This window comes from Afipia sp. GW822-FHT04G07 (assembly GCF_058800765.1).
Map to the genome: position 1 here is coordinate 1,305,436 of NZ_JBXAMP010000001.1, position 25,176 is coordinate 1,330,611.

20 protein-coding genes are annotated in these 25,176 nt (G+C 59.5%); 2 read left to right on the forward strand and 18 right to left on the reverse strand.

Annotated elements, in window-relative coordinates; genetic code table 11:
• Positions 1-16: 16 nt before the first annotated feature.
• From AC1RKJ_RS06535 to AC1RKJ_RS06555, 5 genes are all read right to left on the reverse strand, one after another.
• A complete protein-coding gene (locus AC1RKJ_RS06535) occupies positions 17-1,162 on the reverse strand; it encodes a DegT/DnrJ/EryC1/StrS family aminotransferase (RefSeq protein WP_492790260.1) in 1,146 nt (381 codons plus the stop codon).
• Positions 1,163-1,205: 43 nt separating this feature from the next.
• The gene (locus AC1RKJ_RS06540) at positions 1,206-2,219 is read right to left on the reverse strand and encodes a Gfo/Idh/MocA family oxidoreductase (protein ID WP_492790261.1); all 1,014 of its coding nucleotides are present in this window, start codon (positions 2,217-2,219) and stop codon (positions 1,206-1,208) included.
• A gap of 189 nt (positions 2,220-2,408) precedes the next feature.
• A complete protein-coding gene (locus AC1RKJ_RS06545; RefSeq protein ID WP_492790262.1) occupies positions 2,409-3,821 on the reverse strand; it encodes a mannose-1-phosphate guanylyltransferase/mannose-6-phosphate isomerase in 1,413 nt (470 codons plus the stop codon).
• Positions 3,822-3,843: 22 nt separating this feature from the next.
• Positions 3,844-4,842: an NAD-dependent epimerase gene (locus AC1RKJ_RS06550; RefSeq protein WP_492790263.1), complete on the reverse strand. Its 999-nt coding sequence runs from the start codon at positions 4,840-4,842 to the stop codon at positions 3,844-3,846.
• Positions 4,843-4,861: 19 nt separating this feature from the next.
• On the reverse strand, positions 4,862-6,145 hold the full coding sequence (locus AC1RKJ_RS06555; RefSeq protein ID WP_492790264.1) for a nucleotide sugar dehydrogenase: 1,284 nt from the start codon (positions 6,143-6,145) through the stop codon (positions 4,862-4,864).
• A 214-nt stretch (positions 6,146-6,359) separates the two neighbouring features.
• Between AC1RKJ_RS06555 and AC1RKJ_RS06560 the strand changes: the two genes are divergently transcribed.
• A complete protein-coding gene (locus AC1RKJ_RS06560; RefSeq protein ID WP_492790265.1) occupies positions 6,360-7,331 on the forward strand; it encodes a lysylphosphatidylglycerol synthase transmembrane domain-containing protein in 972 nt (323 codons plus the stop codon).
• On the opposite strand, the gene AC1RKJ_RS06565 is transcribed toward AC1RKJ_RS06560, so the two are convergent.
• The gene (locus AC1RKJ_RS06565; RefSeq protein WP_492790266.1) at positions 7,328-8,992 is read right to left on the reverse strand and encodes a hypothetical protein; all 1,665 of its coding nucleotides are present in this window, start codon (positions 8,990-8,992) and stop codon (positions 7,328-7,330) included. The genes AC1RKJ_RS06560 and AC1RKJ_RS06565 overlap by 4 nt on opposite strands.
• 105 nt (positions 8,993-9,097) lie before the next feature.
• Between AC1RKJ_RS06565 and AC1RKJ_RS06570 the strand changes: the two genes are divergently transcribed.
• Positions 9,098-9,940 carry an FkbM family methyltransferase gene (locus AC1RKJ_RS06570; protein WP_492790267.1) on the forward strand — a complete coding sequence of 281 codons (843 nt, stop codon included), beginning with the start codon at positions 9,098-9,100 and terminating at the stop codon, positions 9,938-9,940.
• Between the two features lie 6 nt (positions 9,941-9,946).
• Here the strand turns inward: AC1RKJ_RS06570 and AC1RKJ_RS06575 are convergent, their stop codons facing one another.
• From AC1RKJ_RS06575 to AC1RKJ_RS06630, 12 genes are all read right to left on the reverse strand, one after another.
• The gene (locus AC1RKJ_RS06575; RefSeq protein ID WP_492790268.1) at positions 9,947-11,380 is read right to left on the reverse strand and encodes a glycosyltransferase; all 1,434 of its coding nucleotides are present in this window, start codon (positions 11,378-11,380) and stop codon (positions 9,947-9,949) included.
• Positions 11,381-11,432: 52 nt separating this feature from the next.
• The gene (asnB, locus tag AC1RKJ_RS06580; protein WP_492790269.1) at positions 11,433-13,412 is read right to left on the reverse strand and encodes an asparagine synthase (glutamine-hydrolyzing); all 1,980 of its coding nucleotides are present in this window, start codon (positions 13,410-13,412) and stop codon (positions 11,433-11,435) included.
• A 28-nt stretch (positions 13,413-13,440) separates the two neighbouring features.
• Positions 13,441-14,703 carry a glycosyltransferase family protein gene (locus tag AC1RKJ_RS06585; protein ID WP_492790270.1) on the reverse strand — a complete coding sequence of 421 codons (1,263 nt, stop codon included), beginning with the start codon at positions 14,701-14,703 and terminating at the stop codon, positions 13,441-13,443.
• Positions 14,700-15,743 (reverse strand): non-hydrolyzing UDP-N-acetylglucosamine 2-epimerase, encoded by a 1,044-nt coding sequence (wecB, locus tag AC1RKJ_RS06590; RefSeq protein WP_492790271.1) that lies wholly within the window; start codon positions 15,741-15,743, stop codon positions 14,700-14,702. The genes AC1RKJ_RS06585 and wecB overlap by 4 nt, the downstream gene beginning before the upstream one ends.
• Positions 15,740-16,807 (reverse strand): NAD-dependent epimerase/dehydratase family protein, encoded by a 1,068-nt coding sequence (locus AC1RKJ_RS06595; RefSeq protein ID WP_492790272.1) that lies wholly within the window; start codon positions 16,805-16,807, stop codon positions 15,740-15,742. The genes wecB and AC1RKJ_RS06595 overlap by 4 nt, the downstream gene beginning before the upstream one ends.
• A gap of 5 nt (positions 16,808-16,812) precedes the next feature.
• Positions 16,813-17,595 carry a class I SAM-dependent methyltransferase gene (locus AC1RKJ_RS06600; RefSeq protein WP_492790273.1) on the reverse strand — a complete coding sequence of 261 codons (783 nt, stop codon included), beginning with the start codon at positions 17,593-17,595 and terminating at the stop codon, positions 16,813-16,815.
• Positions 17,596-17,695: 100 nt separating this feature from the next.
• Complete coding sequence (locus tag AC1RKJ_RS06605) at positions 17,696-18,625, reverse strand: NAD-dependent epimerase/dehydratase family protein (RefSeq protein WP_492790274.1); 930 nt, start codon at positions 18,623-18,625, stop codon at positions 17,696-17,698.
• A 15-nt stretch (positions 18,626-18,640) separates the two neighbouring features.
• On the reverse strand, positions 18,641-19,576 hold the full coding sequence (locus AC1RKJ_RS06610; RefSeq protein ID WP_492790275.1) for an NAD-dependent epimerase/dehydratase family protein: 936 nt from the start codon (positions 19,574-19,576) through the stop codon (positions 18,641-18,643).
• Between the two features lie 24 nt (positions 19,577-19,600).
• Positions 19,601-20,410: a class I SAM-dependent methyltransferase gene (locus AC1RKJ_RS06615; protein ID WP_492790276.1), complete on the reverse strand. Its 810-nt coding sequence runs from the start codon at positions 20,408-20,410 to the stop codon at positions 19,601-19,603.
• Between the two features lie 69 nt (positions 20,411-20,479).
• Entirely contained in the window at positions 20,480-22,393 is a 1,914-nt protein-coding gene (gene asnB / locus AC1RKJ_RS06620; protein ID WP_492790277.1) for an asparagine synthase (glutamine-hydrolyzing), read from the reverse strand.
• Positions 22,394-22,433: 40 nt separating this feature from the next.
• Positions 22,434-23,789, reverse strand: coding sequence for a hypothetical protein (locus AC1RKJ_RS06625; protein WP_492790278.1), 1,356 nt, complete (start codon positions 23,787-23,789; stop codon positions 22,434-22,436).
• Positions 23,790-23,799: 10 nt separating this feature from the next.
• On the reverse strand, positions 23,800-25,167 hold the full coding sequence (locus tag AC1RKJ_RS06630; RefSeq protein WP_492790279.1) for a glycosyltransferase: 1,368 nt from the start codon (positions 25,165-25,167) through the stop codon (positions 23,800-23,802).
• Between the last annotated feature and the right edge of the window lie 9 nt (positions 25,168-25,176).

The window sequence follows — 25,176 nt, forward strand, 5'->3', positions numbered from 1 at the left end:
CAAAATGCTCAAATCGTTATGAAAGCGCGTCGCGCACAGCCTTGATCACGCGATCCTGCGAAGCCTGATCGAGATAGGCGTGCATCGGCAGGCTGATAACGTCCTGCGACAACTTCTCGCTGACCGGCAGCCCGCCCTCAGCCGAGGGATAGTGCTTGTAGGCTGTCTGCTGGTGCATCGACTTCGGATAATAGATCGCGGTCGGAATGCCTTGCGCCTTGAGGGCGTCGGCGAAGGCGTCGCGGCCGCCATTCGGCAGCCGGATGGTGTACTGCGCCCAGGTCGACACGTTGCCCTCCGCGACGCGCGGCGCGATCACGATGTTATGCAGGGCATCGAAATAGCGGCCCGCGACCTTGTTGCGCGCTTCGATTTCGTCGTCGAAAATCTTCAGCTTCTCGATCAGGATCGCAGCCTGCATGGTATCGAGGCGCGCGGTCAGGCCGATGCGGACGTTGTCGTATTTCTCGCGGCCCTGCCCGTGCACGCGCACGCTGCGCAGCCGTTCTGCAAGGCCCGCGTCATCGGTAAAGATCGCTCCGCCGTCGCCGAAGCAGCCCAGCGGCTTGGCGGGAAAGAAGCTGGTGGCCGTGGCAAGCCCGAACGTGCCGAGCCGGCGGCCCTTGTAACTCGCGCCGAACGATTGCGCGGCATCGTCCAGCACAAACAGCCCTTCGCTTTTCGCCACATCGGCGATGCCATCGTGGTCCGCGCTCTGGCCGAACAGATCAACCGGGATCACGGCCTTCGGCTTGAGCCCAAGCTTCTTGGCGGTCGCAATCGCCTTCTTCAGCGAACCTATGTTCAAATTGAAAGTCGCTTCGTCGACATCGGCGAACACCGGCGTCGCGCCGGTCAGCGCGACGACTTCGCCGGTTGCGCAGAACGTGAACGACGGACAGATCACCGCATCGCCGGGGCCAATGCCTTCAGCCATCAGCACCATCAGCAGGGCGTCGGTGCCGCTGGCGCAGGCGACCACATGCTTGGCGCCGCAGAACGCAGCGAGATCCGCTTCAAGCTGGGCGACTTCGGGACCGTTGATGAACTGGCAGTGCGTGAGAACGCGCGTAACAGCGTCGTCGATCTTCGTGCCGAGACGCTGGCGCTGCGCGACAATGTCGATGAAAGCCACGGGTTCTGATCGCAGATGCTGGTTCATGATGCGTGCCGGATTGATGTGAAAATAATAATGAAGTCTGCCGTCAGCTTGCGACCGCGCGCGGTCCCTTGCGCAGCGGTGTAGCGATGGAGCCGGCGGGAACGTCGAGACACCTGATTGCAATCTCAAGGCTGGCGACGCCTTCGTCGCCCGTCACGGCCGGAGCATTGCCGGTCCGCACCGCATCGAGGAAGGCGACCAGTTCAGCCCGCAGCGGCTCGTCGTGACCGACGGAGAGATGACGCATGGAATAGCTGCCGTCGCGCTGGAAGCCGAAGCACTCGGTCACCTGCCGCGTCAGCAGATCGCCCTGAATGTATTTGCCGCGCGTCGCCACGGTGACGCTGCGCGCCTTGAAGGGCGTCAGCCAGTTGGTGTTGATATGAGCGAGCACGCCGGAGGCGGTGCGGAACTGAAGCAAGGCGATGTCTTCGCGCTCGGCCACGGCGCTCGCCAGTTGTGGCTGCACGTCGACGATGTCGGATTCGGTGAACCAGCGAATGAGATCGATGTCGTGAACCGCAAGGTCGATGACGACGCCGACATTCGACATTCGCGGCGGGAAAGGTCCGACGCGGGTAATCGCAATCGACAGGATTTCCTCATCCTTGATCGCCTGCTTGATCGCAGCCACCGCCGGATTGAAACGCTCGACATGGCCGACCATCAGGGTCACGCCGGCAGCGCGCGCGGCGGCCACGATTTCATTGCCCTCCTCGACCGAGGACGCGATTGGCTTTTCGACGAGGACGTGAATCTTGCGCGCGATGCAGGCGAGCGAGACTTCGCGATGAAGGTGCGTCGGCGCCGCGATGGTCACGGCATCGAGACCCGCATCAAGCATTTCATCCAGCGTCGTGAACGTCGGGCAGTTCAGCATTTGCTCGGCACGCGTGCGATGCGCGGACAGCGGATCGACAATGCCGATCAGCTTGACGCCGGGCAGACCGGCCAGCACGCGCGCATGGTTGGTGCCCATGACGCCCGCACCGACAACGCCGACGCGCAGCAACCGTGTATCGTCCGCAGAACTTTTAGCCGACACCGTCGAACTCATATTTGAAACCTTTGAATCCTGTGCGCGAGTCGCCTCGCCGTTCGCCTGCGATGTCCTAGCATGGCGTCACATATGTGGCGAACGCTGCTGCCGGAATGCGCTACACATTTTGATGCAAACAATTACACCAATCGGCGACATAACCCATTGAAAAACTAGAATCTTTCTAGCTTGCCGCCGGGCCGGATGTCATGACCTGCGGTAATCGTCCTCGATCCGGATGATGTCGTCCTCACCCAGGTAACTGCCGGTCTGGACCTCGATAAGCTCCAGCGGAATCTTGCCGGGATTTTCCATGCGGTGGACGGCACCGATCGGAATGTAGATCGACTCGTTTTCGTGAACCATCTTCTGCAGGTCGTTGACCGTGACCAATGCAGTGCCGCGCACCACGATCCAGTGTTCGGATCGATGATGATGCTTCTGCAATGAGAGGCGGCCACCAGCCTTGACGATGATCCGTTTCACCTGATGGCGCTCGCCGGTATCGAGCGACTGGTACGATCCCCAGGGCCGATGAACCTTGAGATGATCCTCGGTCACCTGCGGAGCCACGGTTCTCAGCTTGCCGACCAGCCGCTTCAATCCATTCGGATCGCTCTGGCGCGAGACCAGGATCGCGTCCTGCGTCGCCACCACGACCAGATCGTCGACGCCCTCCAGCGCAACCAGCGCCTTGTCGGTGGAGACGTTGCAGTTGCGCGAGTCCTCGAACACCGTGAGGCCCTGCGCCACGTTGCCGTGCTCGTCCTTGTCCGACAGTTCCCAAACCGCGTGCCACGAGCCGACATCCGACCAGCCGCAGGCGACGGGAATGACCGCGGCCTGCGTGGTTTTCTCCATCACGGCGTAATCGATGGAAATGGCTTTCGCTTTGCCGAACGATTCCAGCGGGAGCGTGATGAAGTCGAGGTCGCGCCCGGCGTTGTTCACGGCCTCGGTCAATGTGCTGACGCTGGCGGAATCGACGGCGCGATATTCGTCGAGCAACATCTGCGCGCGAAACATGAAGTTACCGCAGTTCCAAAAATAGCCTTCCGCGACGTAGCGGGTTGCGGTTGCGGGATTCGGTTTTTCGACAAACGTTGCGACCGCGCGCACGTCGCCGGACACAACATCGCCCGGCCGGATGTAGCCGTATTCAGTGGCAGGCCGTTCCGGAAGCACGCCGAAGGTCACAATCCGCCCGGCGCTGGCGACACTTAATGCCTTGCGGCAGGCCTCGATGAAAGCACCAGGATCGCGCACCACATGATCGGCGGCGAGCGCCAGCACGACCGCATCCGCATCGCGCGTCAGCGCAAAGGCAGCACCGGTAGCAATCGCCGGTCCGGAATCGCGCCGCGCGGGTTCAAGAAGAATATCCGCATCGAGGCCGATCTCGTTCAGTTGCTCGAGCACCATGAAGCGATACGCAGCATTGGTGATAACGATCGGACGCCCGAACAAGGTCGGCTCGCTGACGCGCAGCATGGTGTCCTGAAACGTCGATCGCTCGCCGAACAGCCTAAGAAACTGTTTCGGACGCCCCTCGCGCGAGGCTGGCCACAGGCGCGTTCCCGCGCCGCCGCACATGATCAATGGAATAATTCGTTCGCTCATGCGCCCTCAAAATCCACAGATTTCACAGCCGATGATAGTCGCGATACCATCTGGCAAATCGCGCGATGCCGTCCTCGATCGAGGTCGACGGGCGAAACCCGACTTCCCGCATCAGATCGTCAACGTCTGCGTAGGTGGCCGGAACGTCGCCCGGCTGCATCGGAAGCATTTCCTTTGCCGCCGTGCGTCCGAATTCCTTTTCGAGAATCGCCACAACCTTCGACAGCTCTTCCGGCTGGTTGTTTCCCACGTTGAATATCCGCCACGGAGCCGAGCTAGTCCCGGACGTCTGGGACTTTCCAACGGGGGCGTGGTCGATCAGCCGCACAATCGCTTCCGTGACATCATCGACGTAGGTGAAATCGCGGCGCATATCGCCGTGATTGAACATCTTGATCGGCTGCCCTTCGAGGATCGCCTTCGCGAACAGGAAGATCGCCATGTCCGGCCGGCCCCATGGGCCATACACCGTGAAGAAACGAAGACCGGTCGAGGGAATCCGGTAAAGATGGCTGTACGAATGCGCCATCAATTCATTGGCCTTTTTGGAGGCCGCGTACAGGCTGATGGGATGATCGACGCTGTCGTTCACGGAGAACGGCAGCTTGGTGTTTGCGCCATACACCGATGACGACGACGCATACAAAAGGTGGCGGCATTCGTTATGCCGGCATCCCTCCAGCACATTGACGAAACCCTCGAGGTTTGCGTCGGCATACGCATGAGGGTTTTCGATCGAGTAACGCACGCCCGCCTGCGCGGCGAGATGAATGACGACGGGGAATTTGTGCTCGGCAAAAAGAGCCGCCATCCCGGCACGATCGGCGAGATCAAGCTTGATGAAACTGAACTTCGGATTGTTTTTCAGAATGCTGAGCCGGGCATCCTTCAGTTTCGGATCGTAGTAGCTGTTCAGGTTGTCCAGGCCCACGACATTGCGTCCCGCCTGCAACAACGCCTGCGCGACATGAAAGCCGATGAAGCCCGCCGCACCTGTCACCAGTACCGTCTGATCCGACATTCTTTCTCCAAACGAACGACTAGAGGCGCCACAACTCGACGCCAGCGGGCAGCTTGCTGCGATCAAGCTTCGCCTTGATGTCGAGAACAAGGCCTCCGCCGCCAGCAAGCAATTTCTGGATCATCGGCCAGCCGGCATCGATATAATTTTTATGTGCGACAGCAACAATCACGGCGTCGGCAGGCTGCAATGCGCCGAAATCGGTCAGTGTAACGCCATATTCATGCTTCGCGTCAGCCGGATCCGCCATCGGATCGCAGACCTGCACCTTGAGACCGAACGATTCCAGTTCACGTATCACATCGACCACACGCGAATTGCGCGTATCGGGAACATCTTCCTTGAAGGTCAGGCCGAGCACGGTGACGACGCCGCCGCTGCCCTTTCGGCGCAACAGGCCGCGGATGCACTCACGCGCGATGCGCTGTCCCATGCCGTCATTGATCCGGCGTCCCGCAAGAATAACTTCGGGATGGTAGCCCGCCTTCTCTGCGCGATAGGTGAGATAGTACGGATCGACGCCGATACAGTGTCCCCCGACAAGCCCTGGCTGGAACGGCATGAAGTTCCATTTGGTCCGCGCGGCAGCCAGCACATCGCCGGTATCGATGTCGAGCGCCTGGAAAATCAGCGACAACTCGTTCATGAACGCGATATTGAGATCACGTTGTGTGTTTTCGATGACCTTCGCGGCCTCGGCCACCTTGATCGTGGGAGCCCGATGGATCCCGGCCGTGACAACCGATCCATAGACATCGGCGACGATATCAAGCGTGGCGGCATCCTGCGCCGAGACCACCTTCATGATGGTCTCGAACCTGTGCTGCTTGTCGCCGGGATTGATCCGCTCCGGCGAATAGCCGACCTTGAAATCCGATCCCGCCTTGAGTCCGGAAGCCTTCTCAAGAATGGGGATGCAATCTTCCTCGACTGCTCCCGGATAGACTGTCGATTCATAGACGACGATGTCGCCTTTCTTCAACACACTGCCAACGGTGCGCGACGCCGCGAACATCGCGCCGAGATCGGGCTGGCGGGCCGCATCGATCGGTGTCGGCACGGTGACAATGTAGAAGTCCGAGGACGCGAGCGTTGCGATATCGTGGGTGAACGACAGTGATGCATGATGCAGATCCGCGGGCTCGACCTCGTGGGTGCGGTCATGCCCTTCACGCAATTCGCCGATGCGCCTTTGGTCGATGTCAAATCCAACAACTGAAACGCCGGCCCGTGCGAATGCCACCGCAACGGGCAATCCGACATACCCCAGACCAATAACCGCAATCTTGCGTCCGTGTGCCACGCGTGGCTGTCCTCGTACTTGAAAAGGCGCTGTTTGCGCCGGTTTGGATCGGTTTGCTCTCTTTACCCGGCGCGCCGCAACCGCCGCAATAGGCGAGAGCTTTACTATTGCCAGAGCGGCCCTAAAGCCATACCAAGACGGTGAAAATCGCCTGGCAGCCACCGTATTGGGGCCTTTTGCCAGACCCTCCAGAAGTTAACCATCGCGGTCCGGAATGCGCGGATTTCTCCTTCTTGCCGCTCGAATACTGGTTTCCGCAGCGCTTCTCTATTTTGCGTTTCGCGGCATCAATTTTGCGGCCATTCAGTCACGTCTGAGCCAGATCAACGTGGGCTGGGTTTCGCTCGCCGTGCTGGCAACCGTATTCCAGATTCTTCTGGGCGCGCTGCGCTGGCGTGAAATCAGTGCGAGCTGCGCAGCACCGCTCGGTGCCGGGCAGGCCTTTCGCTACAATATGATCGGCATGTTCTTCAACCAGACGCTCCCTTCCACCATCGGCGGCGACGCGATGCGGCTGTGGCTGGTAAAGCAAACCGGTGCAGGCTGGCGCGCGGCGACCTATTCGGTTCTGGTCGATCGGGCGATCGGCCTGATCGCACTGGCGATCATCGTGGTCGCAAGCCTGCCGTGGAGCTACGATCTGATCGCCAGTCCGCGCGGACGCATCGCCCTGCTGCTGATCGATGTCGCTGCGATTTCCGCCGGGCTCGGATTTCTGTTGCTTGGTCACCTGCCCTGGAAATGGCTGACAACGTTCTGGCCGACCAAACATGTTCACGCCTGTTCGGTGATCGCAAACCGGGTCCTCTTCAGCGCCGGCACCGGGCCGAAGGTCGCGGTCTTGTCGCTGCTCATTCACATCATGGCCGTCGTAATCGCCTGGTGCGCCGTGCGTTCCATCGCGGCATCGGCAGGCTTCGAACAGCTTTTCATGCTGATCCCGCCGATCATGCTGATCACGATGCTGCCGATCTCCATTGCCGGCTGGGGCGTGCGCGAAGCGACGATGATGGTGGCATTCGGCTATGCAGGGCTGGCACAGACCGACGGCACCGTGGTGTCGCTGCTGTTCGGCGCGTCGTCATTCGTGGTGGGGGCCATCGGCGGGCTTGTCTGGATCCTGAGCGCCGAGAAGGCCGCAGCCCCTGACGACCTTGAACGGGCCGCCGAATTGACCGACGGCTAGGACGGCTTCGCCGGAACGGCGCACCACGGCACCGGAAGCTGCGGCAGATACAACTCGTTCCACACGCAAATGCCTTCCGGCCCGGCGCGGCGGGTCATCGACTTGATGGCCTCGGCCTGACTGATGCTGACATGAAGAACGATCAGCACCGCGCCGACCGCATAGGCCCATCTGTGAAATCTGAATTCGCTCAGACGGTCGAGCAGGATCATGCCCGCAATGATGATCAGCGGATCAGTGAGTATGAAATACTCGGCTTTCAGTCCGCGGCGGACGCCAAGCGCGTCGATGCCAATCGCCGACAGCATGAGAAAGGCCGCCTGCAACGCAACCTGCCGTTCGCCCCGCCGCCACGCATAGACGATGCCCGGCAAGATCAGCCACGTCAGGAAGACCGTCGGGCGCGGCGACGTAAACAAGAAGAATGTGTAGCGCTGCAGAACGCTCAGCACACCGGACAGCAACAGGCCAATAGCCGCGAATGGCCCGCTCGCACCCGCCGCCGAGACTGCCTGGGGATCCGCGAAGGTGAGCATTTCCTCGAGCGGGTTTAAAACAACGGCGACATTGCTGGTGTCGAAATGAATGAATAAAGCCAGCAGACCGAGCGCCGCGCCAGCCGCGACGGCGAACATCGCCGCAAGGGTTTCCGTCAACCGCACATGCCAGATTTTGGCGAATGCAATCATGCATGCGAAAATCCAGCCGAGCAGCGCCGCCTGATAGATGCCGAACCTGCCAAAGAATATCGGCTTCTCAAAAAGAATAATTTTCAACGACGGGGAGTCAACAGCCGGCGGGTTGAGTCCAAGCGCTATCAGGGGCCGCGCCAGATAAAGCGTCAATACAGCGACCGCTGCCACAACCATGACGGCGAGCCATGCACGCGTCGTGTTATTCCAGAAGGCGCGGCTTGCCCCGGACGACGACCCGAACGAAAGGATCAGCGCCGGAAGTAGCGCAATCAGCAGGATTGCATGAATCTTGTTCTCCAGAGCCAGCATACAAAGCATCGCGGCAAAACCCATCGCCAGCGGCCGCCAGTTGGTCCCGCGCCGCGCAACCGCGATCAGGATCATCAGTGCAAACGCAAAGAAACAGCCCGCGATCATTTCGCTGCGCAGAATGCGCAGATGAACCGCGACGCCGCCGGAGAACGCAAACGCAAAGGTTGCGAGCAGCGCGACCCGCCAATCGCGAACGAGACGCCGCGCGAGACCAGCGAAAGCCAGGACAAACACGAGCGCGGTGAGAAGCGCGTACACCCTGCCCGCCCGGACCGCCGCGGTCATTGCCGCATCGAAGGCCGGCACATTCGCCGCGGACGGGATCGCCGAAAGCGAGGAGGCATCGAGAAGGCCGATCTGGTGCAGGAACTGAAACCAGCGGCTGAGCGAGATAATCGTGAGATAGGCAGGATGAGGAAAGAAGACGTAGCGGCCGTCATTCAGCGCCAGCGCGTCATAGACAACGATCAAATCCATATCGGCGTTGCGCCAATAGATAACGAAATAGCCAGCCAGCACAAAGGAAGCGACCAGCAGCAGCACAATGACCATGAGGCCGCCGCGCCACCCGAACGGCGCCAGACGCGCCAGCGCGTCGGGCCGGCCGTGGGCCTTGTCCGATGGGGATGGGGACGGTTCAACTGATCGGGACATGAGGCACTTCTGAATGATGAAGGCTATTTTGCTTGCGAAATAAACCGGCTAAGAGAACGGGCAATTCCTGCCGCCGCGCCGTATTTTCCATCAATAGAGAAACGAATGAAGACCGTCCACAAACTCGCTTTGGCGCGCCTTGCCTACCGCGGCGTTCACATGGCGCGTGCATTGGCCGGGCTCTCGGATCGGTCCGTGGTGACACGAAATGGCGTGAGATACGATCTCGATCTGTCGCAAGGCATCGATCTCGCGATCTTTCTCGGCAACATGTTCGAGCGGGGAACGCAGAATGCATTGCGGAAATGGGTCAAGCCGTCATCGCTCGTGCTCGACATCGGCGCAAACATCGGCGCGCATTCCCTCCCGCTCGCCCAGCTCGTCGGCCCGTCAGGGCGCGTACTCTCCTTCGAGCCGACGGATTACGCCTACAAGAAACTGCTTCGCAACCTCGAACTCAACCCCGATCTTGCGGCGCGCGTGACACCATTCAACTGCTTTCTCGCGGCGAAGGACGAAGCAAAGGTGCCGGCCTCGATCTATTCGAGCTGGCCGCTCAAGCCGAGCGAAGACCTGCACGCCAAGCATCTCGGTCAGGCGATGCCGACCGAGAAAGCCAGCGCCCGCAGCATCGACGGCGTTCTCGCCGAGAGGGGCAATCCGGCCGTGCAGCTTGTCAAACTCGACGTCGACGGGTTTGAAACCGAAGTCCTGCGTGGCGCGACGGCGCTGTTGCGCGACAGCCGCCCTGTGTTCCTGATGGAATTGTCGCCGTATGTGCTCGACGAGCGGGGCTCGTCGCTTGAAGAACTGCTCGCCTGCTTCGCTCCGCACGGCTATCGCTTCTATCACGAACGAACCGAACGTCTTCTTCCCACGGCGCCTGAAGACCTGCGCCGGCTTGTCGGCGACGGCGCAAGCATCAACGTGATCGCCCGCACCGGCTAACGCGGGTCAGATCGCCTTGATCTTGAAGAACGCGAAGACCACCATTTTCAGCAACATCACGCCATGACGAAACCGCGAGATCTGCGTCTCGCCGTAAGAGCGCGCGGCATAGCGGATGGGAAGATCGATGGCCTTGAGGTTCAGTTTCGAGGCGCCGAAAATCAGATCGAAATCGCCGAACGGATCGAAGTCACCGAAATAGGCTTTCCCATCACGCAGGCGATAGTAATCGGTCCTGCGCATCACCTTGGTACCGCACAGCGTGTCCGTGTAACGCTCGTTGAGCAACCACGAAAACAGATATGAGAATATCTTGTTGGCGATCAGATTTAGGAAGCGCATCGCATCTTCCTCCAGCGGGTAGACAAGGCGTGAACCGTTGATGAACTCTCCCTTCCCCGACTTGATGGCATCCCAGAACTTCGGCAACTGTTCCGGCGGCATCGTGAGGTCCGCATCCAGGATCATCAGCACATCGCCGCGCGCGACGTCGTAAGCCGTGAACACGGCATCGGCCTTGCCCTTGCCGGGCTGGCGCATCGCCTTGATGTCTTTCTCTGGGTAAGCGGCCCTGACCCGCTCGATTTCCTCGAAGGTGCCGTCCTTGCTGTGGCCCTCGATGAAAATGATCTCGATGTCGTCGCAGAATTGCGGCAACCGCTGCACCGCGGGCTCGATATTGCCGCGCTCGTTGCGCGCGGGAATCACAACCGTTGCCGACTTCAGTTCATCGCCAGCCGCGCGCAGCGACCGGCACACGACATAATGACGAAGCGCGAGCAGCCGGATTCCCGGAAGCACGCTGATAAAGCGATTGATGAGACGCCCGATCCCGAAGAGCGACACCGGCATCAGCAAGCGCCGCTCCGCCTTGACTGGATCCATGTCGGCCAGATCGGCAAGCGCCGCGACGTCATCGGGGGACAGGATGTTCTGCTCCGGATAAGGCATCCGCTGGCCGATGGCTTCGGCGAAACGCAGAACAGGCTGCCAAAGATGCGAGAAATGCCCGATGACGATGCGCGTATGACGCGCGCACAACGGATGCAACTGCGCCAAAAACTTCTGGCAATCGTCGAGCGATCCGATGGTGTCCTGCACCAGAATAAAGTCGAACGGCCCTTCCAGCGCCTCGATCGTCGCAGCGTCTTCCGCGTCGCCGACTTCAAACGTCAGCTCTGGGTGCAGCCTTTGAGCCTGTGCGATCATGCCGGGGCTGAAATCGACACCAACGCCGTACGACGGCTCCAGCGCCGCGAGCGTATCGCCGGTGCCACAACCGATCTCCAGAACCCGCGCGCCCGCAGGAATCAGGAAGCGCAGATACTTTTCATCCTCGCGATGAAAGAACGAGGACTTCGCGCGCCAAGCCTCACGGTCGGCAGCGTATGTTTCGGAATGCTTGAGAATGGCCGCTTTGCGCGACGACAACGGAATCATGATGGCTGACTGTTCTGGTTTGAGAAAGGTGAAATGCCGGAGTGGCTGAAATTTATCGAGAAACCTGTGCAGGCTGATACCAGGCATCGGCCCAGGTTTGTGCCATCAGCACATTCCAGAGCCAATGCCCGTGATTGCGTGATCCGCTCAGATGCTCTCCCCATATTCGGCTGACGCGAGACGCATCGAACAAGCCCTGACGCTGGAGACGGGCCGGCGACAGCAGATCCGATGCCCACGGCCTGAGCGGCCCACGAAGCCAATCGTCCAGCGGGATGCCAAATCCGGTCTTCGGCCGGTCGATCAGTTTGCGGGGCACATGGCGGTCCAGCACCTGCCGCACCAGCCATTTGCCGCCGCCGTCCTTCACTTTCATGTCGGGCGGCACGCGGCAACTGAACTCCGCGACATCCTTGTCGAGAAACGGCACTCGTGTTTCGAGGCTGACCGACATGGCCGCGCGATCGACTTTCTGAAGAATGTCGTCCGACAGATAGCTGAGCGCATCCGACAAAGTCATCCGGTCGAGCGGGTCGAGCGGTTGATTGATCGCGCCCATCTGGCCGGTAAACCAGTTGGGAGACTCGCTTCCGCCGACAACCGCAAGAACCGGGTCGTCGTCGATCGAACTCAGCCGCCGGTACATCTCGTCAAGATTGTTCGAATTGACGATCCGCGCGATTTTGGCGATCTGGTCCCCTGCCCGCAGAATCCGGTAGCGTGGCGGAAGCACTCTTCCGAGAGCTTGTCCGATGGTGTTTGCAGGCTCCGGTGAAACAAGTCCCAACAGCCCGGCAAGAACGCGCCTGACCGGCATGGGAAGCGAACCTAACCGCGCGTGAAGCCGCCCGCCCCAGACATGCCGGTTATAACCACCAAACAGTTCGTCCCCGCCGTCGCCCGACAGTGAAACCGTGACGCTGCGCCGCGCAAGCGCTGCAACAAGCCGCGTCGGAATCTGCGACGAATCCGCGAACGGCTCGTCGAACATCTCAGCCAGCTTCGGAATCACGTCGCGCGCATCTGTGGGCGCGATGATCAGTTCGGTATGATCGGTCGCGAGGTGCCTTGCGATGCCGCGCGCATGGACCGCTTCGTTGAACTCGGATTCGGCAAATCCAATCGAAAATGTCTTGATCGGCTGCGCCGATTGCTTCTGCATCAACGCCACGATGGTCGAGGAATCGATGCCGCCCGACAGAAACGCTCCGAGCGGAACGTCGGACAGCGACTGGCGCTGGACGGCCAGCGACAAAAGCCGCTCCAGTTCATCGGTCGCCGCAACCGGATCGTCCAGGCGCTGATGCTGGCCGGCGACCACCTGATCTCGCATCGACCAATAGGCCCGAGACTCAGGACAACTCCCGGGGTTTACGTCCTGGGAAATCGAGAGAAAGGATCCGGGCTCAAGTTTTTTGATTCCTTCCCAGATCGTCAAAGGCGCCGGCACATAGGAATAGCGCATGAACGACGTCATCGCGCGACGATCGATCGACGGCTTCCATTGCGGGTGACGGGCAAAGGCCTTGAGTTCGGACGCGAATACCAAATCCGTTCCGATCCAGCCATAGAACAGCGGCTTCTCGCCGAAACGATCCCGGCACAGCGTCAAGACCTGATCGCGCGCATCCCAGATTGCAAACGCAAACATGCCGTTGAAGCGCTGCAGCGCGCCCTCGATACCCCAGCGGCGAACCGCATAAAGCAGCGTTTCGGTGTCCGAATGCCCGTTCCAGTTGGGAGCAGCGCCGTCCGCCTCAAGTTCGCGGCGAATATCGAGATGATTGTAGATCTCGCCGTTAAACGTCACGCTGAACCGGCCGCAATCGCTGTGCATCGGCTGGGCTCCCGCCGCCGACAATTCGAGAATGGACAGCCGGCGGTGCCCGAGACAAATCTTGCCCCCCGTGTCGGTCCATACACCGCTGGCATCCGGTCCGCGATGCGCGAGAGCATCCGTCATACGCCCGACCGACTCCGCAAGCGCGGCAGCGCCGCCTTGTCTGCGGAAAATGCCCGCTATCCCGCACATGGACGCCCGCTCTCGGCTAATCTCGCCGTCACGAACTGAGACCAGAGTTCAAGGATTGCGGCTGAGCTTTGGGCATGCCGGCGAGAACGTCATAAACCTGCTGCATCCGATGCGCGTAGGTATGCTCGGACATCACCAGATCGAAAGCCGCATCAGCGATTCTCTGACGCTTGGTGGAATCACGGAATGCATCGAGCACATCGTCAATGTTGGAAAAATCCGATTCCAGCGCCAGATAGTGTTCGTCGGCCCGCAGAATGTCATTGAACCGCCCGCGAAACATGATCTGGCAGGTCTTGGTGCCGGCGGCATCGAAATGCCGTGAACTGATGCACTTGCTGTAATGGGCCGGGCGCGGACGCCCGGCAAAGAATTTCTCGAAGATCTCGTCGTGATCGAGCTGCTCGTTCACGAGCGCCTCATGCCGAAAAGGACCGTTGCGCATCGCGCGCCGCGCAATCGATCTTGTCCACCACGGAAGCCGATGGCCGAGGCGCCGGAAAATGGAATCGTTTTTAAGCACGAAGCCGCTTGAAGATTTCGACAGAACGTATTCACGAACCGCGTTCACGGTCGTGTCGTCGCGCTCGAGAAACCAGCTTCCGGCCTCGGTGGCCACCGTCGCCTTGCAACTGTTGAGATAATCGGCCCAGCCCCGGCGGTCGAGCCGCGTATCGGAGACCTCCACGTTCAGGCCGCGCTCAGATCCATGATCCGCGAACCACTGCAGCAGGCGATTGCGGTCGTCGTCGCCGAGGTGGGGCAGATACTTGACCGCCCGCGCTCCGACATCGAGCGACCGCTCGTTCTGCGATCGCACCGGCTGGTAGGCCTCAGGATTTAACGCATGAGGAATGGCAACGACATCCCGAACGGCAACATCGCCGAAAAGATACTTCCCTGCTTCGGGCAGAAGCTGGGTTGCGATGTAGTCCGGCCGCATTGCGCCGAATGCCCTGCGCTTGTCGGCAATCGGCGAGCCCGGAAGATTCACCTCGTTGCCGACAAAGGTCAGAAGCGGCACCTTGCGCTCCGCAAGCGCGGCCAGATGCGGCTCCAGATACATCGTGGTATCGCCGTTGGTCGAATGCAGCAGAACGACGGCATCGACCTCGCGCAGCAGATGCGGAAGCTTCGCCTTCGCGTCGGAAGCGGCGATGTTGAAGGGAACAGCATCGAACTGCGGCGCTTGCGTGAACGCATCGCGCCAGTCGTCATAATAAGACAGGCGGTCGGTATAGTCGGCATAACCGACCAGCAGCCGCATCCGGCTGTCACCGCCTGAATTCATAGGGAAATTTTCAAAAGGTCCGCGATCCGGAACGCCGCGCGGCCATCGCCGTATTCGTCGATTTCCTTGCGCGCGGTGAAATCCGGACCTTGCCAAAGCCGGTTCCAGCCGTGCGTAACGGTTTCGACCCATTCGGTTTCATCGCGTAAGGTCGTGCACGGAACGCGGTGGAAATACGCTTCCTTCTGCAGTCCACCGGAATCGGTAAACGCGGCGACGGCTCCGTTCAGCAGCCGGGCCATGTCGAGATATCCCACCGGGCCGAGCACTTTCAGGCCGGTGAGCGCGATGCCCATGCGTTCCGCGTTCTGCCGCGTGCGGGGATGCAGCGGAAGGACGACCGGGCGGGTCTCCGCTTCCTTCTGCAAAAATGAAATGGCGGCCTTGAGCCGCGCGGGATCGTCGGTGTTCTCCGCGCGGTGGACGGTCGCAACGCCGTAGCCCTTCGTCGCAAGGCCGAGTTCGGCAAGGATGTTCGACGCGCCCTCGGCACGACCGATGGCGAACAGCGTCGCGTCGTACATGACATCGCCGATATGATGGACGCCCTTGGAGACGCCTTCCTTTGCGAGATTCTCGACAGCCGCCCGCGTCGGACACAAATGCAAAGCTGACAGGTGATCGGTCAGGACGCGATTGACCTCCTCGGGCATCCGCCGATTGTAGGATCGCAGACCGGCCTCAACATGGGCAATCGGGATGTGAAGTTTCGCCGCGGCAAGTGCGCCGGCGAGCGTCGAATTGGTGTCGCCATAAACCACGACCCAGTCCGGCTTCTCGGATATCAAAACGGGCTCGATGGCCGCGAGCATCCGCCCCGTCATCTCGCCATGGCCGCCGCCGTGAATGTCGAGCCGGTGCGCGGGTGCCGGAATATCGAGCTCATCGAAGAATACATCCGACATGTCGGCGTCGAAATGCTGCCCGGTGTGAATCATGACCTCATGGAGGCCGTCCGTCTCGCGAATGGCACGGCTGACCGCCGCCGCCTTGATGAACTGAGGGCGGGCGCCGACGACGGTGACGATCTTGCGGGTCACCGGCTGTAAGTCCGGACTTGCGGCACGTAGCGGGCGTGCTGGTTCATGCAGTTGAGGATACGTTCCTTGTTATCTCGCGTCCATGCGATGGTTTTCGCCAATCCATCCTTATGCGCGACGCTTGCGGCGAAGCCGAGTTTCTCGGATGCCTTTGAAGGATCGCCGAAACGCTGACCGGAACGGTCCCAATCCCGGGCGGGCGTCAATGCAATCGGCGTTGCATTGCCGGCAAACGCATTGATGCGCTCCGCCAATTCCCGAATGGTCGTCTCAACGCCGGAGGCGAGATTGTAGATTTCGCCCGGATCGCCGTTGAGCGCGCAGGCCATCAGGCCGCGCGCCATGTCTTCCACGAAGATGAAGTCGCGCGTGGCGATACCGCCATTCTCTACCGGCAGCGCCTCGCCATGCAGCGCTTTCCATATGAAGGTCGGCGTCACGTTGCGCCACACTGTATGGACCGTTCCGCGCCAGCGTCCCGCGCCGAGAATTTCGCCAGGGCCATAGACGTTCTGGAACCGCGCCTTGACGAATGGCAGTTTGTGGCGCGTGAAATAGTAGTTGCCGTACATCTCCCCGATCAACTTCGAGATCGAGTACGGGCTGTCATGAAACAGCGAAACCGGCGCGTCTTCCGTCGTCGCACTGGCGCCGTCGAAGGTTTTCTCCGCCACGGCGCATCCGGCGGCAGCGTACACGACCTTGCGCAGCGACCCCATGCCCTTCAGCCGCTCGAACAGTTTCAGCGTCGTCAGGGTGTTGTTGGCATGATCGGCCATCGGATCTGCGATCGACGACTGGTTGCCGTGATAACAGGCAAGATGAAAAACATAATCCAGATCGCTGGGAAGCTTCTCGAGGATCGCGTCATCGGCGACCGAGCCGAGGCGGAAGTCGATGTCGTCTCCCTCCGGCACATTGGAAATGTCCGCTGACAGCAAATTGTCCACAATAACGATACGTGACGGTCCCTGCTCGCGCAGCAGCCGCACGAGGTTCGAGCCGACGAATCCCGCGCCACCCACGACGAGGACGTTGGCGCCCGCGAATGTCTTCTGTGTCATAGAAATCAAGCCTTCTGCGAAGCAGGTTTAAGTGCGCGAATATTCAGATTCCAGCCCATTGTCCGCGCGGGCCAGCAGTCGCTGGATGGCGGGAAAAATCTCTCCGCCAATTTCACCAATGGCGGCAGCATCAGGAATTGACGCCAGCTCAACTGGGTCAACCGGAATTCGATATCAGAGAACTTCGAAAACAACGCGGCGGCCTCGTCGCGGCTGTACACCAGCGCAAGCGGGCAATCGTCACCATCGTTCATATTCAGCGCTTCTTGATGGCTTTTACCGCGATAGCGCGGATCGAGCAGCCGCTTCACCCGCAGCAGAACAACGTTTTTCCAACTATAGCGATGATAAAGCATCGCGATCAGCCGCCCGCCTGGCTTGAGAACCCGGAAGATTTCGTCAGCCATAGGTCGCGGGTCAGAGATGTGGTGCAGCACACCCATCGAACAGACGATGTCGAAGTGGTTGTCCGGAAACGGCAAGTTGTTGCCGTCTACTTCCAGAAATTCGCCGCGCGTTTGCCCGAGGGCAAAACGCTTCCGGCTCAATTCAACCGCCGTCCGCGTCAGATCGACACCTGTCACGTCCGCGCCATGGCGCGCGTATTGAAACAGCACGTAGCCGTTACCGCAGCCTATATCGAGAACCTTGAGGCCTCCTGAATCCGAGTAACCATGAATGGCGTCAGACAAAGCGAGCGGCTCACAGGAATCATCCTCGCGCAGCGCATCGAACGCGCGGAAATACTCAGCCGATCCCCATTCATGTGAAATGCCTTCCGCAGCCACGGGATTGGCTTCCCAGAACGTCTTGACGTTCTCAATTTTGACGCCGGGATCGTTGGGGGCTGGCATCGTTTAGAATTTCAATTCAGGAAGCATTGTCAGGTCAGTGCTTGGCCGCGAGATGACTGTAAACGTCGCTCACGCCGTGCGCGTCATACCAGGACAGCATTCGCTTGATGGTCTCCGCGAACGGAATCTTGGCTTTCCAGCCAAGGCGCGAATGAGTGAGCGACGGGTCCGGAACGACGGCCGGCACGTCGTCGTCACCAACCGGCACGACCTTGACGTCCGGATCGGCCGGCAGCCCGAGATGGGCGCGCACCGCGTCGTAGACGTCGCGGATCGAATGTCCCTCGCCGCTGGACACGTTGAAGATTCCGGCCGGCGCATCGTCCTTCATCACCAGATCGACCGCTGCGAGAAAGTCGGTCATGTCGAGAAAGTCGCGTTGCGCGTCGGTGCAGAAACAGCCCTGCCCGGCTTTCAGCCGCTTGTAGAACGTGGGGATCGGCCCGATGGCAAGCCGGGGTCCGGTCACGTTAGCAAGCCGCAGCGATGCAAACGGCAAGCCGCTCATGGCAAGGTACTGCTCGCCGGCCACCTTGGAAATGCCGTAACTCGTGAACGGCCGCAGCGGATGATCGACCGGGATCGGCACGGTTTCCGGGCGGCCGTAGCAAAGCACCGTCTGGAAGTTGAGAATGCGGGACACCTGATGCGTGCGCGCGGCATCCGCGACGTTGATCGTTCCGGCGACGTTGGTGGCCGCATCCTCGCGCCAGTCCGCCGGATCCTTGTACGCGGCGGCGGAATGCACCACATGCGTCGGCTGGAACCTGTCGAAAACGCGGGACACCAGATCGCGGTCGGCAACGGATCCTTCCGCCAGCGTCAAGCCCTTCACCGGAGGCACGACCTCGCGTTTTCCGGTCGCGAAATTGTCGAGGACAAGGATGTCGTGGCCTTGCGGCAGCCAATGCTCGATTAGGTTCGAACCGAGGCAGCCGGCGCCGCCGGTGATCAGAATACGCATGTCAGATGTCTTTCGTCAGGATCGCGCGACCTTGAGATGGGTGTAACCGCCCTGCACGCCTTCCTTCTTCCAGCGTTCGACGGCGGCTTCGGCGATTTTCGCCAGCGGCGTGAATTCCACCGCGCCGAAATCGGCAAACGTCCGCGATGGGTCGAGCAGGATGGAGGCAGCGTCGTCCTTGCCGAGCGGCTTCACTTCAGGCTCCGGATAATCGTTCAGCTTCATCGCCGCGACAACTGCGTCGTAAAGCTCGATAATCGCAACGTCCTTGCCGGACGAGAAGTGATACGTGCCGCGTCCGTCGCCGTCGGCCGCGCGGACCACGACTCGCGCGAGATCCCGCGCATAACAGAAATCGCGGCGCGCCGGGGTCACAAAGCACTTCTTGCCCGCCGACAGGCGCTCGAAGAAAATCGGCAGCGGACCCGAAACGTTGCGCTCCCCGATCACATTGGCGAGACGGAACGTCACCCAATCGACGCCCGAGAACTGCACGTAATGCTCGCCGGCTGTCTTGGAGATCGCATAGCTCGAGTTCACCGGATCGATCGGATGGTCGAGCTGGATCGGCGATTGCAGCGGCTTGGTGCCGTAGCACAGCGCCGTCTGGAAATAGATCAGACGCGACACCCCGTGGGTCTTCGACGCCTTGGCGATATTCGCCGTGCCTGCAGCGTTGACCAGCGCATCAGTACCCCAGTCGTCAGGATCCTTGTACGAAGCCGCAGTGTGAATGACGACCTCCGGCTTGAAATCCGCGAACAGCGCATCGACCACCGCTGCGTCGGTGATGGTGTCCTCGACGAGTTTCAGGTTGGCATGTTCCGTGAGGTTGTCGCGCCGCCCGGTCGAGAAATTGTCGATTGCGAGCACCTGATCGCCCCGCGCCAGCAGCATATCGATCACGGTCGACCCGACTTGTCCGGCTCCGCCGGTTACGAAAATCTTCATATGAGGTTCCTTAGAGTGAACGGGTTACTTGATGCATTTGATGTAGAGGTCAAGCCCGAAGAACGGCTCGAAGCACGCATTCATGAACGAACGCGGCCAGATGCGGCGGGGCCATATACCACTGCCGATATTGCGAGGCACGACATCTACCGAACTAAAGTACTTCGACAGATACTGTTTCGCCTCTCCCGGTGAAATGAATGTCGTCGAAGGCGCAGCGACACCTTCCCGATTGGAATCGTATGCGTTGCGGAGTTTCGGATCGGCGTTTGACCACTCGAAATCCGGCGTCTTCATACGTCTGTAAGTCGCCAGCGGGTTTCCCAGCCACTGACGATACGACAGCGCATTGTAGACCATGATCATCGCCTGCTGACCTGGTTTCAGCACGCGGTGAACTTCGCGCATCGCCAACGCCAGATTACCCGTGTGATGTAGGCAGCCGATTGTGACGACGAAATCAAATGTCGCGTCGGGGTACGGAATGGCCAACGCGCTGCCTTGCGACGCCTTGATGGGTTTGCCCAGCATGTCCGCGCGATGCTGAGCCATCGCGACCGGGCCGTCGGCGATATCGAGTCCGTGATAGTTGGCGCCCGATTCCATCAGCTTCTGCGCAACGGTTCCGTATCCGAGGCCAATCTCGAGAACATTCCGGCCGGATACCTGGGAGAACGGGATATGATCGCACAGGTAAGGATAGAAGTCGAAGTACCAGTCATCGAACTTCTTCAAGCTCGCCGCGGAATCGTCCTTGATACCCAGTTCGGTAGCAAGTCCCGTTCCGCACAGCTCGTTCCAGAAAGCGATGTTTTTCTCATCGACGGCGCTCACGCGAAATCTCCAATGCTCATAACAACGACTTCAGCGCACTTGCGGTAAACGATCATAGACAACGGCACGTCAGTTCACCATCGCCCTGAATTCGGCAGCGCGATCGTGAAACCGCTGATGCCACAATTCCAGACTCAGCAGGCCCCACGTCTTGCGGGAGAACCGCGAGGCGGATCCGAAATTTTCCAGCACGAGATCGCTGTTGAAATACGGCCGATGGCGGGCCTTCTGCTGGGCAAAGATATCACGGACATAGCTCGCCAGCGGCCCCTCGAACCATTCCTTCAGCGGAACCGGGAAACCCATCTTGTCACGCCGCTCGACGACACTCTTCGGAAGCGTATCCTTATAGGCTTCCTTCATGATCTGCTTCATCTGGCCGCCGCGGAACTTGATATCGGCCGGCACAGTGGCGAGAAACTCGACCAGCGGGTGATCGAGGAACGGGACACGGCTTTCAAGCCCGTGCGCCATGCTCATGCGGTCTTCCACATGCAGTAGCGCCGGCAACAGGCACTTGAAGTCGAAGTGAGTCATCTTGTCGAAATAGGCTTCCTTGCGGACGTTGTCCTGATTGTTGAAGATCGCGCGGAACGCCTCGAAGACCCGCCCCTTATCCAGAGACGACCAATCAACCTCGCCGACCATGTCGGTCGAGCGGTCGACGAGCCTGAAGTAACGCTTGTCGAGGTCCTCGAACAATCCTTCGCGCCAGAATTCCTTGATCATTGGTTTGTATTCGCGGAGCAGCCCGAGATTCGGCACGATCGACTCGATCGTCACGACGTAGTTGCCCTGCTTGTAAGTACCGTCCATCGCCGCCTTGATGCTTTGCTCGAAGTAAGCGACGAGATAGCGCGCATAGCCGCCCAGCAACTCGTCGCCGCCCTGCCCGCCAAGCACGACCTTGAGATGCTTCGCGGCGAGCGCAGACACCATGAACTGCGGAAACGATCCGGGCCCGGCGACGGGGAAATCGAGATGATAGATAACGTCATGCATATGCGTGCGGAAGTCTTCCGCCGTGATATCGGCGATATGCAACGACATATCCGCGAGATCCGTCACCTCGCGGGCATAATGACTCTCGTCGTAGCCGGGATGCTCCAGAAACCGGCCGTGGAAGGCTAACCGGTTGCGGTGGTCGTGCTTTGAAGCAAGCAGCGCCACCAGACTCGAGTCCAGCCCCCCGGAGACATAGCCGCCGACCGGAACGTCGGCACGCAGATGCACATTCATGGAATCGGCGAGCAACTCCTTGAAGCGCATCTCGAAGTAGCGCGGGCTGTGATCGAAATCGACCTCGTACTGGACGTCCCAGTAGCGGGAGATCCTGACCTGACCGTTGGCGACCACAAGCGAGTGGCCCGGCAAAAGAGTATCGATGCCCTTGAAAAGGGTCTTCGTGCCAATGGTGTACTGAAAGGTCAGATATTCTGCGAGAGCGACCGAGTCCGTCTCAATGTCCGGGAGGAACGGCAGAAGCGCCTTCGCTTCCGACGCAAAGTACAGCACGCCGTTCTGTTCGGTATGATAGAATGGCTTGATGCCAAAGCGGTCGCGCGCCGCGAACAGCTTGTGTTTGCGCTCGTCCCAGATGGCGAAGGCAAACATGCCGCGCAAATGAGAGACGCAGTCCTCTCCCCAGCGTTCGTAGGCGGCGAGAATGACCTCGGTGTCCGACGTGGAGCGAAAATTCCAGTGCGCGGAAAGCTCGTCGCGCAACTCGATGTAATTGTAGATTTCACCGTTGTAGGTGATGACGGTGCCGTTTGGCGCATGCATCGGCTGTGCGCCGCCCGGCGACAGATCGATGATCGCAAGGCGGCGGTGGACGAATCCGACTCGCTGATCCGATGTGACCCATTCTCCTTCGCCATCTGGACCTCGATGCGAAATTAATGACGACATCGCCCTCAGCGCGGGAGCCGACCTGGTAAGAGGCTTTGCAGTCAGCGATGCAAAGCCGGCAATGCCGCACATAATGAACGTCTCTCAGTTCGGGGTTTTCGCGCTCACGCGATCAGGGTCTTATCTGCCGCAGCACAAGCTGGACCGGATGAAGAAGATACTTCAACCAGGCCTGTACGGTCTCGCGGGTCTCGGGTCGGGCGCGACCAAGAATGGTCGAAAAGACAAGCCGATGAAAATACTCGATCACTCGCCGTGTCGCCCATCGTCGTCGTGCGACCCAGCTAGGAGACGATAATTTTGCAAATTGCCGGTCGTCCAGAGCGGACAGCGCGGCTTTCTGGTTCGGGTTGAATGCCCCATCGATCGTCTCATCGAAGTCATCGACAAACGCCTGATACCTGTTACCCGGATTGCAAGCAACCTCACGGAATGCCGTCTCAATAATCTGTTGCGAGCGCGCTTCGTCTTTCAGGACGGCGACTACTTCCGCATGATTGGAATGATCTTTCCGGAGCGGAACATAGTGCCGCCACGCTTGCATCCGGCCCGAATATTCTCCGTCGTACATAATCAGCAAGGTGCGAAGCGCCGCAGCCTCAAAGCACCGCGGAGAGATCTGATTCAACCTGATCTGACCTTCAGCTTCTGCGAAATAAAGGTCTTTCAGCTTCTGAAATTCGATACCCGGCTCTCGCCGCACGTGATCTTCGACATTTCGCTGGATATCTCCAGTGAAGTCGAAGACAGACGCACCGCTTTCGACTCCGAGCATCGCCTTGCAGCTCGCGACGAAATCGATCCAGCTGTCGCCGTAAAGCCTGTCCTCCTCACGGAAGGAAATGTCGAGATTTAGACCGTCGGTCACGGCATCGGCTCGGAACCGTTGACCGATATCGTACTTCTCCTGCCCCAGTTCGCCGAGCCAGGCCGGAACCTTCCGCGCGCGATAGCCAACGTCCACCGATCGCTGATTATACGGCAACACCCGCCTGCCCAGCAGCGCTTCAGGAACGTATCCCGTCAACACATTGACCTTGACCACTCCGGGGAGTCGCTCCGATGAATAAACCTTCTCGATCTCTTCTTCCGGCACGCACGTGAATAGCACATTCATGCCGATCTCACGCATGGCGGCAATGGTTTCGTCGATGAAGCGATACTCGTCCTGGATAAAAACGACTTTGAGGCCGCGAAACCTCTTGATAGCGGCGCGCGCGGACGCGCTGACGTATGAGTTACGACAGAGGACCAGAGAATAATGGACAATCACCGCATCGAAATGATCAAGATTGAGACGCGGCGGGAGATCTCCCAGAATTGAAACCTTGCGGACATGATGATGCGAGTGAGATGTGAGCGCGTCGATATGATCGCGAACCGTCGCCGTAAGGCCTTCCCGATAGTCGCATAGAAGAAGAACTTCCAACGGTCTCACGTCTTTCTTGTCTTCAGCCGGTCCACTCATCGTCACACTCTCACGCACGCGAAACCGGCATGCCTGACATCAGCCGGTCGTACACATCTTCAAACCGTTCAGCGCAGGCGTCCGCCGAATGCCATTTCATGGCAAACGCGCGACTGGCAATGCCTATTCTTTTTCGCTTCTGCGCATCGTTGAGAAGATCGCGCAAAACCTCATAGATCGTGGTCTCGTTCGCCGAAACAAGCGGACAAGTCTCGATCGATTCAAGACGCGCCTCGCCCGTCAGTTCCGCCTTGTTGATGTGACAAATCGTTGGCCGACCGAGCATCATGCCCTCGCGAGCGGCAGCACCATAGCGCCCGTGATTTAGCTGATCGACAATGACGTCGGCCTGGACCTGAATGAACCGGACGTCCTTACTATGCACATTCGTGACAAACTCCAGTCTCACCTTCATACCTTCCGCCCGCAATCGCTTGATCGCCTCAACCACGGCACCCGTCCCTTTCAGATTTCGCTGCCCGGTTGACCGAAACTCAAAATTTCCGACGGCGTGAAAGACGATGAGTTCCCCGCTTTCCCGAGGCAGCAGAAACTGATCGGGAACGGCAAGCTCTGGACTCCAGATATCAGGATCGAGCGCAGTGGTGAGCGGGTTGCGATACGCCTTTGGACCGGACTGATAATCGAGCGCAGGAAATCCCTCGCACGAGATCAAGTCGCAGAACGTCTCGACCTTGTGGCCCCAGGCAAGGTTCAAACGATCGTCGCAAATATGTGGGGAATTCTGCCAGACGCACCTATCACAACTAGCGCTGCTCCATCGGGAGAACGATGATTGAGAGACTCCATCGAGACATCCACATACCGAATATCCGATTTTTACACCGCCTTGCTTAAGCCTAAGAAAGCTCAGCGGCAGCCGAGCGTAAGTCTGCTCAGTGTCGAATTCCGATGGAAAAAACGACATGTGCCCGCGTCCGTAGAAATGGACCATCTTGAAACGGTCGATACTCTCCGAGAAAAACGACTGGATGTTCGCATGCATTTTCTCATCCGACGCGTCGTAGAGATTTAGGTCGCTCCCATGCTGAAATCTCGCATTCGGCCCGTCGGGGTCTTCAATGCTGACAGAAAGCGCGTCCCAACCTCGCTTTCGCAAAGCCTGCGCCAGGTAATAAAAATTGTAATAGCTGTTGTGGAGAAAAACGACGCTACGCCGACTGTGAGCTTCGACGTCCTTCGGAGAAGATTCGCTAATTCTCGCGCCCTGCGTCGCAAGCCACTCAAGTTCGGATATTCGTCTGTACATGTTGGCAAGGTGGGTCTGACGCATAATGGCCCAGCTGCCGAAAGACAAAACTCGACCAAAACGCAATCTCTCGGTATTTCCGGAGAAAATCTCCTTAAGAAACTTCATCGTCTTTGA